Source organism: Acuticoccus kalidii (genome assembly GCF_021556395.1).
Taxonomy (GTDB): domain Bacteria; phylum Pseudomonadota; class Alphaproteobacteria; order Rhizobiales; family Amorphaceae; genus Acuticoccus; species Acuticoccus kalidii.
In genome coordinates, this window is sequence record NZ_JAKGCS010000010.1 from 187,956 (window position 1) to 202,781 (window position 14,826).

14 protein-coding genes and 1 tRNA gene are annotated in these 14,826 nt (G+C 66.0%); 7 read left to right on the top strand and 8 right to left on the bottom strand.

Going from position 1 to position 14,826, the window contains the following annotated elements; all coding sequences use genetic code 11:
* Positions 1-265: 265 nt before the first annotated feature.
* From L1787_RS06910 to L1787_RS06920, 3 genes are all read left to right on the top strand, one after another.
* A complete protein-coding gene (locus L1787_RS06910) occupies positions 266-1,678 on the top strand; it encodes a uracil-xanthine permease family protein (protein ID WP_235707955.1) in 1,413 nt (470 codons plus the stop codon).
* A 267-nt stretch (positions 1,679-1,945) separates the two neighbouring features.
* On the top strand, positions 1,946-2,368 hold the full coding sequence (gene ndk, locus L1787_RS06915) for a nucleoside-diphosphate kinase (protein WP_235707956.1): 423 nt from the start codon (positions 1,946-1,948) through the stop codon (positions 2,366-2,368).
* Complete coding sequence (locus L1787_RS06920; protein WP_235707957.1) at positions 2,368-2,979, top strand: glutathione S-transferase family protein; 612 nt, start codon at positions 2,368-2,370, stop codon at positions 2,977-2,979. The genes ndk and L1787_RS06920 overlap by 1 nt, the downstream gene beginning before the upstream one ends.
* 40 nt (positions 2,980-3,019) lie before the next feature.
* Here L1787_RS06920 and L1787_RS06925 read toward each other — a convergent pair whose 3' ends face one another.
* A complete protein-coding gene (locus L1787_RS06925) occupies positions 3,020-3,892 on the bottom strand; it encodes an HpcH/HpaI aldolase/citrate lyase family protein (protein ID WP_235707958.1) in 873 nt (290 codons plus the stop codon).
* Complete coding sequence (locus L1787_RS06930) at positions 3,892-4,359, bottom strand: MaoC family dehydratase (protein WP_235707959.1); 468 nt, start codon at positions 4,357-4,359, stop codon at positions 3,892-3,894. Before L1787_RS06930 ends, L1787_RS06925 begins: the two co-directional genes overlap by 1 nt.
* Before the next feature lie 212 nt (positions 4,360-4,571).
* Between L1787_RS06930 and L1787_RS06935 the strand changes: the two genes are divergently transcribed.
* The gene (locus tag L1787_RS06935; protein ID WP_235707960.1) at positions 4,572-5,303 is read left to right on the top strand and encodes a class I SAM-dependent methyltransferase; all 732 of its coding nucleotides are present in this window, start codon (positions 4,572-4,574) and stop codon (positions 5,301-5,303) included.
* Here the strand turns inward: L1787_RS06935 and L1787_RS06940 are convergent.
* Both L1787_RS06940 and mobA read right to left on the bottom strand, forming a co-directional pair.
* Positions 5,293-6,066: an NAD kinase gene (locus L1787_RS06940; protein ID WP_235707961.1), complete on the bottom strand. Its 774-nt coding sequence runs from the start codon at positions 6,064-6,066 to the stop codon at positions 5,293-5,295. The two genes, L1787_RS06935 and L1787_RS06940, sit on opposite strands and share 11 nt — an antisense overlap.
* Before the next feature lie 78 nt (positions 6,067-6,144).
* Entirely contained in the window at positions 6,145-6,792 is a 648-nt protein-coding gene (gene mobA / locus L1787_RS06945) for a molybdenum cofactor guanylyltransferase (RefSeq protein WP_255720307.1), read from the bottom strand.
* Between the two features lie 82 nt (positions 6,793-6,874).
* On the opposite strand from mobA, the gene L1787_RS06950 reads away from it, so the two are divergent.
* Entirely contained in the window at positions 6,875-8,092 is a 1,218-nt protein-coding gene (locus tag L1787_RS06950; RefSeq protein WP_235707963.1) for an Mrp/NBP35 family ATP-binding protein, read from the top strand.
* Positions 8,093-8,104: 12 nt separating this feature from the next.
* Here the strand turns inward: L1787_RS06950 and L1787_RS06955 are convergent, their stop codons facing one another.
* Positions 8,105-9,346: a multidrug effflux MFS transporter gene (locus L1787_RS06955; RefSeq protein ID WP_235707964.1), complete on the bottom strand. Its 1,242-nt coding sequence runs from the start codon at positions 9,344-9,346 to the stop codon at positions 8,105-8,107.
* Between the two features lie 374 nt (positions 9,347-9,720).
* A complete protein-coding gene (moaA, locus tag L1787_RS06960) occupies positions 9,721-10,722 on the bottom strand; it encodes a GTP 3',8-cyclase MoaA (RefSeq protein WP_235707965.1) in 1,002 nt (333 codons plus the stop codon).
* Positions 10,723-10,807: 85 nt separating this feature from the next.
* Here moaA and L1787_RS06965 point away from each other — a divergent pair, with 85 nt between their 5' ends.
* A complete protein-coding gene (locus L1787_RS06965; protein ID WP_235707966.1) occupies positions 10,808-11,197 on the top strand; it encodes a gamma-butyrobetaine hydroxylase family protein in 390 nt (129 codons plus the stop codon).
* Between the two features lie 46 nt (positions 11,198-11,243).
* On the opposite strand, the gene L1787_RS06970 is transcribed toward L1787_RS06965, so the two are convergent.
* Positions 11,244-12,797, bottom strand: a complete 1,554-nt coding sequence (locus L1787_RS06970; protein WP_235707967.1) for a calcium-binding protein — start codon at positions 12,795-12,797, stop codon at positions 11,244-11,246.
* Positions 12,798-13,289: 492 nt separating this feature from the next.
* Between L1787_RS06970 and L1787_RS06975 the strand changes: the two genes are divergently transcribed.
* Positions 13,290-13,363: transfer RNA gene (locus L1787_RS06975), tRNA-Gln, on the top strand.
* Between the two features lie 79 nt (positions 13,364-13,442).
* Here L1787_RS06975 and L1787_RS06980 read toward each other — a convergent pair.
* Positions 13,443-14,552: a helix-turn-helix transcriptional regulator gene (locus L1787_RS06980; protein ID WP_235707968.1), complete on the bottom strand. Its 1,110-nt coding sequence runs from the start codon at positions 14,550-14,552 to the stop codon at positions 13,443-13,445.
* Positions 14,553-14,826: the final 274 nt, after the last annotated feature.

Below are 14,826 nucleotides of genomic sequence, written 5' to 3' on the forward strand. Positions count from 1 at the left end.
GACCGACGGCACTAACCCCTGAGGACCGAGACGGCGGACGGCCCGGCGGCCGAGCCGGTTTGCACCCCTTCGGCCCGTGGCGCGAGGCGGTGCGCCGGGCTCGATGCAACGCCCGATCGAGGCGCGCTCCCGGCGCCAGGCGCGCACATGCGCGAGCGCCGCCGGTTTCGGCCGCCGCACCGCCGCCACGCAATCGGTTTCCGCGCCGTCACAACCTCTCGTGGCCCGTAATTTGCAAAATCCGAGGCACATCGGAGAACAGGTCATGGCGCCACCCTCGATCCTCGGAACACCCCAACAACTGCGCGATCCCGACTATACGCCGCCGCTGTCGCACGCGATTCCGCTCGGCATCCAGCATGTCCTCGCCATGTTCATCTCGAACGTGACGCCGGCGATCATCGTCGCCGGGGCGGCGGGTTTCGGATTCGGCTCCAATTCGCCGGATTTTCCGGCGCTGATCTACATGATTCAGATGTCGATGTTCTTCGCCGGCATCGCGACGCTGTTTCAAACCATCGGCGTCGGCCCCGTCGGCGCCCGCCTGCCGATCGTCCAAGGCACGAGCTTTGCGTTCCTGCCCATCATGATCCCGATCGTCGCCGGCAAGGGGGTCGAAGCGCTGCCGATCCTCTTTGGCGGCGTCGTGATCGGCGGGCTCTTTCACGCCCTTCTCGGCACCGTCATCGGCAAGATCCGCTTCGCGCTGCCGCCTTTGGTGACGGGGCTCGTCGTCCTCCTGATCGGACTGTCGCTGATCCGGGTCGGCATCCAATATGCGGCGGGGGGCGTGCCGGCGATCGACCAGCCGGAATACGGCTCCTTCCTCAACTGGCTCGTGGCGCTCACGGTGATCATCGTCACCCTCGGGCTCAAATTCTTCGCCAAGGGGATCTGGTCGATCGCGGCGATCCTGCTCGGGCTTCTCGCGGGCTATGTCGTCGCCATGATGTTCGGCATGGTGAGCTTCGGCAATGTCGCGCGCGCCGCCGTCTTCACATTGCCGCAGCCTTTCTCGTTCGGCTTCGCCTTCTCGCTCAGCGCCGTCATCGGCTTCTGCCTCATGGCCTTCGTCTCCGCGGTCGAGACGGTGGGCGATGTATCGGGCATCACCAAAGGCGGGGCGGGGCGGGAGGCGACCGACAAGGAGATCGTCGGCGCGACCTATGCCGACGGTCTCGGCTCGGCGATCGCCGGCGTGTTCGGCGCGCTGCCCAACACCTCGTTCAGCCAGAATGTCGGGCTGATCGCGATGACGGGGGTGATGAGCCGCCATGTCGTCACCTGCGGGGCGGTCTTCCTGATCGTCGCGGGGTTGATCCCGAAGGTCGGCGCGGTGATCTCGACGATCCCGATCGAAGCGCTCGGCGGCAGCGTCATCGTGATGTTCGGGATGGTGGCGGCGGCGGGGGTGTCGATGCTGTCGGACGTGGCGTGGAACAAGCGCAACATGGTGATCTTCGCCGTGTCGCTGTCGGTCGGGCTCGGGCTTCAGCTCGAACCGAAGGCGCTGCAATATCTGCCCCAGACGGCACAGGTGCTCCTCGCCTCCGGCATCCTTCCGGGCGCCTTCCTCGCGATCGTCCTCAACCTCTTCCTGCCGCACGACATGGAGCACGAGGCGTCCGAAGCGGAGGCGGCCGAAGCGCCGGGCGAGGAGGTCGCACAGACCGTCTGAGCCGCTGCCGCCGCCCGCGGCGCAGCGCCACGGGCCGAACGACAAGGACGGCGTGCCGGCCTCGGCGCGCCGTCCTTTGCGTTCGGGACAAGGCGTTGGGGGGCGAACGGGGCGAGGGATTGTGTTTCCCCTGTTGCAGGCGGGGCGAGCGCCAGCCTATAGCGTGGCGCACGCCGCATCGCGGCCCATCATTCACACGCTGCATCGCGGCGCCGAGGCGCTGCGATCCACACCGATGCCGCAAAAGCGGCCACAAAGGACGAAAACATGGCGATCGAACGCACCTTCTCGATGATCAAGCCCGATGCCACGGCGCGCAATCTCACCGGCAAGATCACCGACCGTCTCGAGAGCGCGGGCCTTCGCGTCGTCGCGTCCAAGCGCGTCATGATGTCGAAGGCGCAGGCCGAGGCCTTCTATGCCGTCCACGCTGCGCGCCCCTTCTACGCGGAGCTGACCGAGTTCATGTCGTCCGGCCCGACCGTCGTTCAGGTTCTCGAAGGTGAGAATGCGATCGCGAAGAACCGCGAAGTGATGGGCGCGACCAACCCCGCCGAAGCCGCGCCGGGCACGATCCGCGCCGACTTCGCCCAGTCGATCGGCGAGAATGCCGTGCACGGCTCCGACGCGCCGGAGACCGCCGCCGAAGAGATCGCCTTCTGGTTCAGCCAGAGCGAGATCGCCGGCTGATGCTCCTCATCGGCCGCAACCATTCGCCCTATACGCGGCGCGTCGCGATCACGTGCGCGTTGCAGGGGCGGACCATCGAGCGCCGCGAGCTCGGCGCGCGTGAGCCGGAGAATGCGGCCGAGATTTGCCGTTATAATCCGGGTCTTCGCGTCCCGATCCTGGTGCTCGATGACGGCACGCCGTTGATCGAGACCGCGGCGATCTGCGAATGGCTCGACGAGACGGCGCCCGAGGGAAAGCGGCTCATTCCGGCCTCCGGTGTTGCGCGACGCGATGCGCTCCAGCTCATCGCACTCGCCCACCAGACGACCGAAAAGCTCGTCACCAACGTCTATGAGGGACTGCGCCGGCCGGCGGAATATCACTGGCCGGAGTTCCAGGAGCGCACGCGCGGGCAGATCGCCGGCGGTCTCGAAGCGCTCGAGGCGCTGGTGCCGGACGGCTTTTTCGGCGGCGAGCAGCCCGATGGCCGCGACGTCGCGGTGATCTGCTGCTGGCACATGGCCGAGCTCACGGCGAAGGATCTCATCGATGGGCGCTATCCGCGCCTCACCGCTTTTGCGGATCGGATGATGGCGATCCCCGCCGTCGCGGACACCTACCCGCGATAAGACGATCGTCCGCTCCGGCGAAGACCGGAGCGGACGGTGATCACGCCGATGGCGGCCGGACGGCCGCCGCACGCGCAAGGAGCTGCTCGGCGAGGACGAGGTGGGGCCGGTCGAGCATTGCCCCGTCGAGGCCGACGACCCCGGCGCCCGGCGCCGCCGCGAAGGCATCCACCACGCGCTGCGCATGGGCGATCGCCTCCGGGCTCGGCGTGAAGGCGGCGTTGATGGGGCCGACCTGCGCCGGATGGATCGCGAGCTTGCCGAGAAAACCGTCGGCCGCTGCCGCCTTCGCCGTCGCGATCAAGCCGGCCTCGTCGCGAAAATCCGTATAGACCGTGTCGATCGGCGCCGCGCCCGCCGCGACCGCTCCCGCGAGGCAGAGCGTGCGCGCCAGCCGGTAGGGGTCGGTCAATGTCCCGTCCGCCTCACGCGTGCGCGTCGCGCCGAGGGCGGAGGAGAGGTCTTCCGCGCCCCAGGCCATCGCGGCGAGCCGCGCGCTCGATCCGCGATAGGTGCCGAGGCCGAACAGCGAGGCGGCCGTCTCCGTCGCGATGGCGAGGATCTCTGTGCCGCCGTCGGCGAGCCCGTTCTCGGCTTCGAGGACCGTGAGGAGGGCGGACAGGTGCTGGACATCGGCGCCGGTGTCCGACTTCGGCAAGACGATCATCGCCGGGCCTGCCGGCATGATCGCGGCGAGGTCATCCTCGATGAGGCCGCTCGACAGGGCGTTGACGCGGACGGCGACCGGGACGGGGGCGGAGCGCACCGCATCGGCCGTGAGGGTGCGGGCCGCCGCCTTGCGCTCGGGCGCGACGGAATCCTCAAGGTCGAGGATCAGGCGATCGGCGCCCGCCTCGAAACCCTTGGCAAGCTTGCGCTCCGAATCGCCCGGAACGAACAGGAGCGAGCGCATCAGGCGGTCACCGCCGGATTGCGCTTCTTCATCATCGCCGTGCGCAACGTCACCGCGACGACCACGTCGTCCTGGTTGACGGCCGTGTGCTCGAGCTCCACGAGCCCGACATCGCCGCGCGACCGGGACACCCGCTTCGAGACCACCTTCGTCGAGGCGTAGACCGTGTCGCCGTGAAAGAGCGGGTGGGGAAAGCGCGTCTCCTTCATGCCGAGATTGGCGATCGTCGTGCCGAGCGTGAGGTCGTTCACCGTGATGCCGACGAGGAGGCCGAGGGTGAACAGCGAGTTGACGATCGGCTGGCCCCATTCGGTGTGCCGCTCGCAAAAATGGCGGTCGATGTGGAGCGGCTGCGGGTTCAGCGTCATGTTCGAGAAGAGCATGTTGTCGGCCTCCGTCACCGTGCGGGACAGGGCGTGGCGGTAGACCGCGCCGACCTCGAAATCCTCATAATAAAGTCCGGCCATCGACGCTCTCCTTTGCGGCTTCCTGGCACGTGGCGGCGCGTGTTGCCCACGCGTCCGTCATCCATCCGACATCGCGCGGTCGAGGGCCAGAGGGGAGAGGCATCGACCGAACGCCGGCGGGCGTCGACGGCGGGCCTTGTCGATTGGTCGCAGAGTCCGCATTCTCTAAAATTATTACGATTGCGGTCTCACAATAACTTGGGGTTTTTGCCATGAGTTATAGCGAATATACGCAATGGAAGGGGTGGGAGGAGGGCAATTTTGCAAAATATGATCAAAGAGAAGCTTTGTTCTATGGGCATGAAGTGGCGTCTCTGCTCGCTTCAAAGCAACCGACCACTGTCCGCGTTTTTGAAATCGGCTTCGGCAATGGGTCTTTTCTCGCCTGGGCCCGTGATCAGGGATACGCCGTCAGCGGAAGCGAGATTCAGGACAGCTTGAAGGCGCGAGCCGTCCGGCGCGGCTTCGACGTGGTCGACGATCTCGACAGCATCGAGAACCATGTGCTTGACGTCATCGTCGCATTCGATGTCTTCGAGCATATCGAATATTACCAGCTCGTCGGGCTGTGCAAGACGATCAAACGGAAACTGAAAGCCGACGGTTATCTGGTGGCACGGTTCCCGAACGGGGACAGCCCGTTCTCCCTCCCGATCCAGAACAGCGACCCCACCCACGTCCATGCCATCGGCAGCGGGAAGATCAGGGAGGTGATGCGCCAGGCGCAGTTGCGGATCATGGCGCTGCGCGCGCCGACGGCGACGCCGATCGGCCTCAAGGCGACCATGGCCGACCGGGCGAAGCGGGTCATGCGCTCCGGCTTCAACTGGTACGCCCGAACGGTCTTTCTCGGCCGGAGCGGCCCCAATAGCTTCGAGATCAACTATCTGCTCGTCGCCCAGAATCCCGCGGGCGCGCCGGACCGGGAGACGGTCAGTAGGTGAATTGCTCGGCGAGGATCCGCTCGTCCCAGGAGTGGTCCGGATCGAACATGATCACGCACGAGGCCTCGCGATCCTCGCAGATGTCGACGCGGGCGACGCGGCGGATCTCCACATGATCGGCCGCGGCGGCGATCGGGCGCTTGTCGCGCTCGAGGCTCTCGATCGTCACCGTAACGTGCGCCGGCAAGAGCGCCCCGCGCCAGCGACGGGGGCGGAAGGCGGAGATCGGCGTCAGCGCGAGGAGTTGCGCGTTGATCGGCAGGATCGGCCCGTGGGCCGACAGATTGTAGGCGGTCGAGCCGGCGGGGGTGGCGACGAGCACGCCGTCGCAAATCAGCTCCGGCAGGCGCGGCCGCCCGTCGATCACGATCGACAGCTTCGCCGCCTGATGGGTCTGGCGCAGCAGCGACACCTCGTTGATCGCCCGCGCCTCGTAGGCCTCGCCATAGACGTCGATCGCCCGCATCTTCAGCGGGCGGATGCGCGTGACATCGGCCGCCGCGAGGCGCTCCTTGAGCCCGTCGACAGAGAAGTCGTTCATCAGGAAGCCGACCGAACCGCGGTTCATGCCGAAGATCGGCTTGCCGGTCGACATATAGCGGTGAAGGACGGACAGCATCATCCCGTCACCGCCGAGCGCGATGATGACATCGGCCTCGTCGGGCGAATAGGAGCCGTAGCGATCGACGAGTTCGGTGGCTGCGGCGCGGGCCTCGACCGTTGGCGATGCGAGGAAGGAGAGCCGCTCGATCGGATGGTTCACGGGCCGGTCGATGCGGGCGTGGAGGCGGACATGGGCGAAGCTCGAAGTGTTACATGATGACGCGTGAAGGCGGGCGCATCATCGGGCTTTGTTCAGCATCGTCAACGCCTCATTGGTGGCGAGGAGGCGCTCGGCCTCGCAAAGGTCGTCGCGTGTGTTCACGTTGAAACCCTCGACGGCCGACAGGAGCGACTGACCCGGCGACAGCGGGGCGAGGGTTCCGGCGAGGCTCTTACGCGGCGAAAGGGTGACGAGCCGGGCGCGTTGGCAGAGGGCGATCGTGGGCGTCGGCCGCGTGATCGTCGCGATCGCGGCGCCCTGGCTCGACAACGCGCGCGCGAGGCGGGCCCGCACGTCCGCCGGGAGGAAGGGCGTGTCGGTGGCGCTCGTCAACAAATAGGGCGCCATGCAGCGATCGGCGGCCCCGAAGAGGGCGGCGACGGGCCCTTCGAGCCCCGGACGATCGGCCCACGGCTCGAGCCGCGCGCCGATGCGGCCGGGCAAAGCCGGCATGACCGCCGCGATGATGGATGCGGCATCCTCCGTCGTGCGGGCGACGATCCCGAGCCGGGCGACCTGGGGCGCGAGCGCCAGGATGACCCAGGCGAGAAGCGGCCTCCCGCCGAGCATGCGCAGAGCCTTATCGCCGCCGATGCGCGCGCCCTCTCCACCGACGAAGACGGCGCCGTCGGTCGGGCCTGGTGCAAATGTCGAATTGGGTGCCATAGGTTAGCTGTACGTTGGAAGCGCGCCTTGGGCCGCGCGGGACGATGGAAAGAGCGTTGAGATGGCGACGAACGAGAGTGTGATGGCAGTCCTTGCGACGGTGGCCGACCCCAATGGCGGCAACCTTGTCGAGGCGGGCCGGATCCGCTCCCTCGTCATCATGAACGGGCGGGTGGGGTTCGCGATTGCCGCGAAGGACGGCGAGCGCGAGCGGCTCGAACCGGCGCGCCGCGCCGCGGAGGCGGCCGTCAGGGCGATGGAGGGGATCGACGACGTTCTCGCCGCAATCGTCAGCGAGACGGATGCCGCCCCGGCCGAACAGGCGCCGCGCGAGGCGGAGGAGAGCGGCGGCCTCGTCGGCCGCGCGCGACGTCTCGCCGGGCGTTTGGGGGGAAAGGAAGGCCGCGGCACGGCGCCGCCCGCTGATCCCTTAGTCGTCCGCCCCGCGCAAGCCCAGTCCACGGCCCGAGGACCGCAGCCGCGTTCCGCCGCACCGGCGCCGACGGGTGCCGTTCCCGGCATCGCCCAGATTATCGCGGTCGGCTCCGGCAAAGGCGGGGTCGGCAAGTCGACCGTCACGATCAATCTCGCGGTCTCGCTCGCCGCGCGGGGCCTGCGCGTCGGTCTTCTCGATGCGGACATTTACGGGCCCTCCGTCCCGACCCTTGTCGGCGCGGGCGACCGCAAGCCGACGAGCGAAGACGGCGGTCTTCTCCCGATCGAGGCGCACGGCATCAAGGTGATGTCGATCGGCTTCCTCGTGGATCCCGACAAGGCCGTCGTCTGGCGCGGCCCGATGGCGACCGGCGCGCTCACCCAACTGATGCGGGACACGCGCTGGGGCGAGCTCGACTGTCTCCTCATCGATATGCCGCCCGGCACAGGTGACATCCAGATCTCTCTCGCTCAACAGACGCCGCTCGCCGGTGCGGTGATCGTGACCACGCCGCAGGATTTGTCGCTCATCGACGTGCGCAAGGCGGCGCAGATGTTCGCCGCCGTCAATGTGCCCATCCTCGGCGTCGTTGAGAATATGGCGACGTTCATCTGTCCGTGCTGCGGCACCGAAACCGCGATTTTCGGCGAAGGGGGCGGCGAGCGGGAAGCGGCTGCGCGCGGCGTTCCCTTTCTCGGCCGCATCCCGTTGACGATGGCGATCCGGGAGGCCTCCGACGCCGGCCGTCCGGTGGCGCTCGGGTCGGAGAAGGTGGCCGGCGCCTATGCCGACATCGCGGCGAACCTCCTTTCGGTGCTCGAGACCGGCGAGGCACGGCCCTTTCCCGCGATCGTCTTCGAGTAAACGGCCGCGGCGTCAGGCGATCATGTGCCGGCGCAAGAAGAGACTGAGGACGAGCGACAGGCTCGCCCCGACGATCATCGGCACGAGCATCGGCCAGCGCACGTCCGCCCAGATCCCCGCATCGGACAACAGGCCGACGGTGATGCTCGCGATCGCCCCGCTGCCGATCTGAAAGGCGCCGGCGAGCCCCGACGCGGTGCCGGCGAGATGCGGCCGCACACTCACCGCACCCGCGACCGCATTCGGCAGCGCGAAACCGTTGCCGATGCCGACGATCAGCATCGGCGCAAAAAGGGACAGCGGGTGAAGATTTCCCACCCCGGCGAGCGTCAACGCGGAGGCGACGCCGACGAGGGCGATCATGTTGCCGATCACGATCATGCGGACGAGGCCGATCCGCTCCCCGAAGCGTCCGGTCACGAAGGTTCCGAACACGTAGCCGGAGAGGACGAAGATGAAATAAAGCCCGTACTCGGTCGCGCTAAGATTGAAAACGGCGCTCGAGACGAAGATCCCGCCGGCCACGAATGCGAAGAACGAAACGCATAAAAAGGCGAGCGTCGTCGCAAAAAGCCAAAAGTTCGGGAGACCGAGAAGCTCGCGCAGCTCGCCCGCCCACCGGCGGAAGGCGCCTTTGCGGGAGGTCGGAAAATGCGTCTCCCCGAGGCGCAGCATCGCCATGATGAGGGCGAGGAGGCCGAAGGCGGTCATCACGCCGAAGATGTAGCGCCAGGAGGCGAACTCGGCGATGAGGCCGCCAAAAGCGGGCGTCACCATCGGGGCGATCGCCATGCCCATCGTGACATAGCCGATCAGGGAGGCGGAGGCGTTGGTGCCGTGCACGTCGCGAATAATGGCGCGCGAGAGGGCGAGCCCGGCGCAGCTTCCGACCGCCTGGATGACGCGGCCGAGGATCAGAATGTCGACAGTCGGCGCGAGGATACAGATGATGCTGCCGAGCAGAAAGACGGCCATGCCGCCGAGCAGGATGGGCCGGCGGCCGTAGATGTCGCTCACCGGGCCGACCGCGAGCTGGCCGACGGCGGTCGCAGCGAGGAAAACCGACAATGTGAGCTGGATGGCGGAGGCCGAGGTGGCGAGATCGTCGCGCATCTGCGCCATCGCGGGCAGATACATGTTCATCGCCGTCGGCTGGATCATCGAGACGAGGATCAGGAGCGGAAGCGGGGCGACCGAAGGGCTCAGCACGGGTGGAATGGGCTGGTCAGGCAGCACGAGCGGCTTGGTGAGCATTTCGCTCCGTGCGGTGTCCGCACCGCCGTCCCGTGGCGAACGCATCCGCATGGCGATGCCTTCTCAACACATCTGACAGGAGGGAATGAAACGGTTCGACACGCGCCGGCCTTCGCCCTCCATGTGCGTCACCACGCACCATTAAAAGAAGCCGCCCAAATCCATTCATTTGCATCAGGGCAATTGGATCATAAACGAAAACGACCCGCGTGCACAATCAAAAGACGCATATTTGGCGCCGTCATGTTCAACATGAGGTCGTCGAAATTGCCGCCTTATGAATTATCGGTTGCGCGCGGACCGCTCATAGTCGATGCCTAGCGGCCAAAAAACAATGCCTTTAAGCTGCGCCGGATGGAGTGGCCGATCGCGTGTCAGCCGCCCGTCGTCGACATATGGCGGGAGACGGCCGGGCTCGCCTGTCGCCGCTCGATGACGAAGTCGTGCCCTTTCGGCTTGATCACCATGCCATAATCGATCGCCCGATTGAGCGCCTCGTTGCCTTCCGATTGGCGCAGCGGCTCGCGCAGGTCGACGGCATGGTCCTGGCCGAGACAGAGATAGAGCGTTCCGGTGCAGGTGAGGCGCACACGGTTGCAGCTTTCGCAGAAATTGTGCGTCAGCGGGGTGATGAAGCCGAGCCGGCCGCCGGTCTCCTCGATGCGGACATAGCGGGCAGGGCCGCCGGTCGAATCGGGCAGATCGGTGAGGGTGAGGCTCTCTTCGAGATTGCGCCGCACAGTGGAGAGCGGAAGATACTGATCGGTGCGGTCGGCTTCGATCTCACCGAGTGGCATCGTTTCGATCAAGGTCAGCTCGTGCCCGTTGGCGTGGCAGAAGCGCAGCATCGGCAGGATCTCGTGCTGGTTCGCGTCCTTGAGGGCGACCATGTTGATCTTGACCTTGAGGCCGGCTTTCTGCGCCGCCTCGATCCCCTCCATCACACGGGCAAGGTCGCCCCAGCGTGTGATCCGCTTGAAGGTGTCGGCGTCCAGCGTGTCGAGGGAGACGTTGACCCGCTTCACGCCGCAATCGGCAAGGGCCTGGGCGTATTTGCCGAGCTGCGAGCCGTTGGTGGTCAGCGTCAGCTCGTCGAGCGTTCCGGCCTCGAGGTGCCGGGACAGGCCCTCAAAGAGGCTCATCACATTGCGGCGGACGAGCGGCTCGCCCCCGGTGATCCGCAATTTGCGCACACCACGGTCGACGAAAGCGGAGGCGACACGGTCGAGCTCTTCGAGGGTGAGGAGGTCACGCTTGGGAAGGAACGACATGTGTTCGGCCATGCAGTACACACAGCGAAAGTCGCATCGGTCGGTGACCGAGATCCTGAGATAACGGATCGTGCGGCCGAACGTGTCCTGCAGCGGTGCGGTCATATTGCTCTCGTTGCTCGCTCTGCCGTTGATATAAGGAAGGCCACCGCCAGTTTGCATCCCGTCGTTTTAAGGTTAGGCCATCACAATGCAAAGCCTTCCCCCATGGCCCACCGAGCTGCGCGTCAACGCCGCCCGCACCGAACTCACGGTGCGCTACGACGAAGGCGAGGCCCAGACGCTGACGGCCGAATTCCTGAGAGTGCAAACGCCGTCGGCCGAACGCAAGGGGCACGGCGCGCGCAATGTGATCGGCGGCAAGCAGGGCGTCACCATCGAGGATGTGCGGCCGGTCGGTCGCTATGCGGTGCGCATCGTCTTCAGCGATGGACACGATAGCGGGCTCTACACGTTCGACTATCTGCGCGAACTCGGCGAGGGGCGCGACACCCTCTGGCAAACCTATCTCGGCGAACTCGAGGCGCACGGCCTCGACCGGGAGCGGCCCGGCACGGCCTCGGTGAGCCCCAGCTCCTAAAGCCGGCGCGCCCGCCATCGGGGCGCGCCGCACGCCGGCATGGCGCCTAGAACAGGAAATCAGCGTCGCGCAGATCTTGCAGCTCGATATCGACCAGCAGGAGGCTGTTGCCGCCGGCCTTGATCAACAATCCGTCATCCTCCGCGCTCGAGGCGAGGCGGATGTCGCGGAGGGAGTTGAGAGACCCGACGCCCGTGAGATCGATCCGATCGCCGCGCGAGAAGTCCAGAATTGTGTCATGACCGACCCGGAACACGAAGACATCGGGGCCGCGTCCGCCGAACATCACATCGTTGCCGGGGCCGCCATCCAGGATATCGCGGCCAGCTCCGCCGATAAGGCGATCGTCACCGGGGCCGCCGAAAAGACGGTCGTTCCCCGCGCCGCCGCTCAAGCGGTCGTTGCCGTTGTTGCCAGAAAGAATGTCGTTGCCGGGCCCGCCGACCAGGATATCGCGCCCGTTGCCGCCGACGAGCCGATCGTCGCCGCTGCCGCCGATCAAGCGGTCGTTGCCGTTTCCGCCGAAGAGGCGATCGTCTCCAGCGTCGCCCGCGAGACGGTCGTGGCCGTTGTGTCCGAAGAGAATGTCGTCACCCGGCCCGCCAGAGAGATTGTCGTTGCCGGGCCCCCCCATGAGGCGGTCATTGCCGGGGCCACCGAGGAGGGTGTCGTCGCCGGCGAAGCCGAACAGGCGATCGTTCCCTCGATAGCCTTCGATCCGATCATCGAAACGGGTGCCGCGCAGGACGTTGTCGCTCTCGTCGCCGGCGATCACATCCTCGCCGCCCGCGCCCGAGGCCGGTACGAGGCCGACATCGATCCGGTAGGGGGCTGGCGCGAAATCGATTTCCGTTTCGCCGAAGGCGCCGATCATGAACGTGCCGGTGACCTTGATGTAGCCGGTGCCGTCGGTGACGGGGCCTTCGAGGGTCAGTTCCGCGGGAAAGAGCTCATCGCGCGGGGAAACGCGCACGCCGTTGGTGATCGCCTTTGGAATGTAGGCATCGCCGATGCTGAGCGAGACAATTCCCAAGGCCTCGAAGAACACGTCCTTGACGCTGGAGTTTACCGCTTCGATGCGCCGCTCAAGATCCGCGATCTTGGCATACGCGGCCTGCTGGGTCGGGTTGCCCTGATAGAAATTCAGAAGATCGGCGTAGATTCCGTATTCCTCGATGGTGCCGTTGCCGAGGCCGCCCACGAGGTGCGGGGCGAAGAGATCGGCAAGATTGCCGATGACCGCCGGGTCGGGGCCCACCGAATAGCTCGTCTCGATGGTATGGGAGCCGAGAGCGCCGTCCGTCGTCACCGAGACGTTGATCGAATAAAACGGATTGCCATTCAGATAGTTCGCCCATCCGCCGTGGACGATCGAGGCGGTCAGATAGACCGTGGAAAAGGCGCTGTCCTTGAGCTCGACCGAGAACCAGTCGACGGGATCGCCGCCGAGTTCGTCCTGTCCGTCGACCGTACCGACGATTTCCATATGATGAAGCGCGTTCGCCGGGGCGGAGAACACGGCCAGGAATTCGGCCTCGCTGCGCGAGTCGTTCGGATAAACGTCGGTGAATATAATGTTCGGCGAAACTGCCATGGCCATCAAACCTCTTGAAAAGCGGGATCGACGTCCATCGTCCATCGCGCATCGACGCTCATGCAGGGCATCTGATCTATGAGAAGGCTGATTGATGCCACGAGCATGACAGTTCATCAGCTCCGGGCGGTGAGCCAGCAACCCTAATTTGTCTCGACCCGTAGCAACGGCCCGCGACCGGGACGCCATGTGACGAAATGCTACGCGCGCCGTGGCGTTTTCCTGGCAAACCGCGCTTGCATCGTGGCAGCGGCCGTTGGTCGCACAGGGGAGCCGTCAGGGTGATTCCGGCGGGAGAGGGGGCGACTTCGCCGAACCAGCGCCAACTATTCACAGGGACCGGCGCAAATCGGTTCGAGATCGCCGCGCCCCCTTGACGTTCGCCTCTCGGCCTGCCAAATACGCGACCTCACACGGACCGCCGCGACAGTGTGATCCGCAAGTAATTGAGTTATTTGCAGATCGAGCCGCACGACGGCAACCAAGCGGACCGGTTCTTGGGGGATAGTTTAACGGTAGAACAGCGGACTCTGACTCCGTTAGTCGAGGTTCGAATCCTCGTCCCCCAGCCAAGCCGTCACCACAAAAGCCACCATCTCCACGCAAGCGCGCTCCGGCATTCTCGTCGCGTGTTCCTGCCGTGCGTGCAGCCTAACAGTGGCAGCGCCGGATAATCTCCGAGACCGCCTCCGCCTGGCGCGAGACGCCGAGTTTTTCCCGGATCCGCTTCATATGCGCTCGCACGGTGTGCTCCGAGAGGCCGTTCGCGTCGGCGTGTTCGCGCAGGCTCCTCCCGGCGATGAGGGCGTGGGCGAGGCGCGCCTCGGCCGGCGTGAAGTCGCCGGCGGCGCGCACGATGTCGAGCGCCGGAAGCCGCCAATCTCCCGCCACCGAAAGCGAGAGGATGCCGAACCGCGGATAGCCTTCGCGCGGGGGCGCGAGATAGGCCGTCGCGCAAAGCGGACGACCGCCGGACGGGCGCGGTAACGGGATACTCGCCGGCGTCTCGAACGCCGCGCCCGCCGCCAGCAATAAAACGTCGACGATGATGCGGGACAAAAGCGGGCGCGCCGCGGGGTGCGTTGCGACGGGCACCTTGTTGTGGAGCGTGATCCCGTCGGCGTCCTCGACGAGGCGGCGAGCGGCGGCGTTCATGTGCTGGACCTGTCCGGTCCGGTCGAAGACGATCAGTCCGTCGGGCAATCCGTCGAGCGCGGCGACGATGCCATCCGACGCGATCGCCGTCGCCGGGACCTGCCGTCCGATCTGGTCGGCCCGCGCGAGGTGGCCCGCGATCGCGGTCGCGCGCCGCCGCTCCTGCGGTGAAAACATCCCGTATCGCGCGCTCCGGTGGAAGACGGGCGCGAAGGGACCGCCGCCGATGTCCGTCCGCACCATCAGCATGTTCCAGCATTCGGGATGGTGCCTGTAGTATTCGTTGTGGACCGGACAGCGCGCGATCTCCTCGGCGCTCATGAGGTCTTGCGTCGACATCGGGCCGGACCGGGCGGAGGCGAGCGCCCGGCCGATCCGCACGTCCTTGTCGGCATAATGCTCCGCGTAGTCGATCACGCCTTGCGGGTCGAACGGATAGGAATCCTGCCGAACCGTCCCGTCGGGTCCGATCGACAGCAGCGTGATGCGCTCGCAATCCATCGCCCGCGTCAGCGCCTTCATCGCCGCCTCGCGCGAAGACGAGCCGGCGACGGAACCGTATATTGCCGCAATCAAATTCTGGGCGGCGTCGGACTCGGATTCCATGAAGCAAGACGCTCCGAACAATATATTTAAGCAAAAAACATAGATCTTAAATTGAAAGGCAAAGATTACGAGTTGTTGGAAGAAGAGGCAATCCTTTCGTCACCGAATGCCTGTCCGTTGAGCATGGTGGGTGTGTCCGGTGCGCGCCGTCTGCGGTCTCGGCGCCTGCGCGCGTGGTCTGTGCATCAGCGCTGGCGGATGGCATGCGCCTTGCTGCTCGGAGGCAACATCAGATCGCCTTTCGAGCTGGAGATACAACGTTGAACTCCCGGAC

Excerpts from the sequence above, each read along its gene's own strand:
- L1787_RS06910 (WP_235707955.1), top strand. The coding sequence starts at position 266 with ATGGCGCCACCCTCGATCCTCGGAACACCCCAACAACTGCGCGATCCC.
- ndk (WP_235707956.1), top strand. The coding sequence starts at position 1,946 with ATGGCGATCGAACGCACCTTCTCGATGATCAAGCCCGATGCCACGGCG.
- L1787_RS06920 (WP_235707957.1), top strand. The coding sequence starts at position 2,368 with ATGCTCCTCATCGGCCGCAACCATTCGCCCTATACGCGGCGCGTCGCG.
- L1787_RS06925 (WP_235707958.1), bottom strand. The coding sequence starts at position 3,892 with ATGCGCTCGCTCCTGTTCGTTCCGGGCGATTCGGAGCGCAAGCTTGCC.
- L1787_RS06930 (WP_235707959.1), bottom strand. The coding sequence starts at position 4,359 with ATGGCCGGACTTTATTATGAGGATTTCGAGGTCGGCGCGGTCTACCGC.
- L1787_RS06935 (WP_235707960.1), top strand. The coding sequence starts at position 4,572 with ATGAGTTATAGCGAATATACGCAATGGAAGGGGTGGGAGGAGGGCAAT.
- mobA (WP_255720307.1), bottom strand. The coding sequence starts at position 6,792 with ATGGCACCCAATTCGACATTTGCACCAGGCCCGACCGACGGCGCCGTC.
- L1787_RS06950 (WP_235707963.1), top strand. The coding sequence starts at position 6,875 with ATGGCAGTCCTTGCGACGGTGGCCGACCCCAATGGCGGCAACCTTGTC.
- L1787_RS06955 (WP_235707964.1), bottom strand. The coding sequence starts at position 9,346 with ATGCTCACCAAGCCGCTCGTGCTGCCTGACCAGCCCATTCCACCCGTG.
- moaA (WP_235707965.1), bottom strand. The coding sequence starts at position 10,722 with ATGACCGCACCGCTGCAGGACACGTTCGGCCGCACGATCCGTTATCTC.
- L1787_RS06965 (WP_235707966.1), top strand. The coding sequence starts at position 10,808 with ATGCAAAGCCTTCCCCCATGGCCCACCGAGCTGCGCGTCAACGCCGCC.
- L1787_RS06970 (WP_235707967.1), bottom strand. The coding sequence starts at position 12,797 with ATGGCCATGGCAGTTTCGCCGAACATTATATTCACCGACGTTTATCCG.
- L1787_RS06980 (WP_235707968.1), bottom strand. The coding sequence starts at position 14,552 with ATGGAATCCGAGTCCGACGCCGCCCAGAATTTGATTGCGGCAATATAC.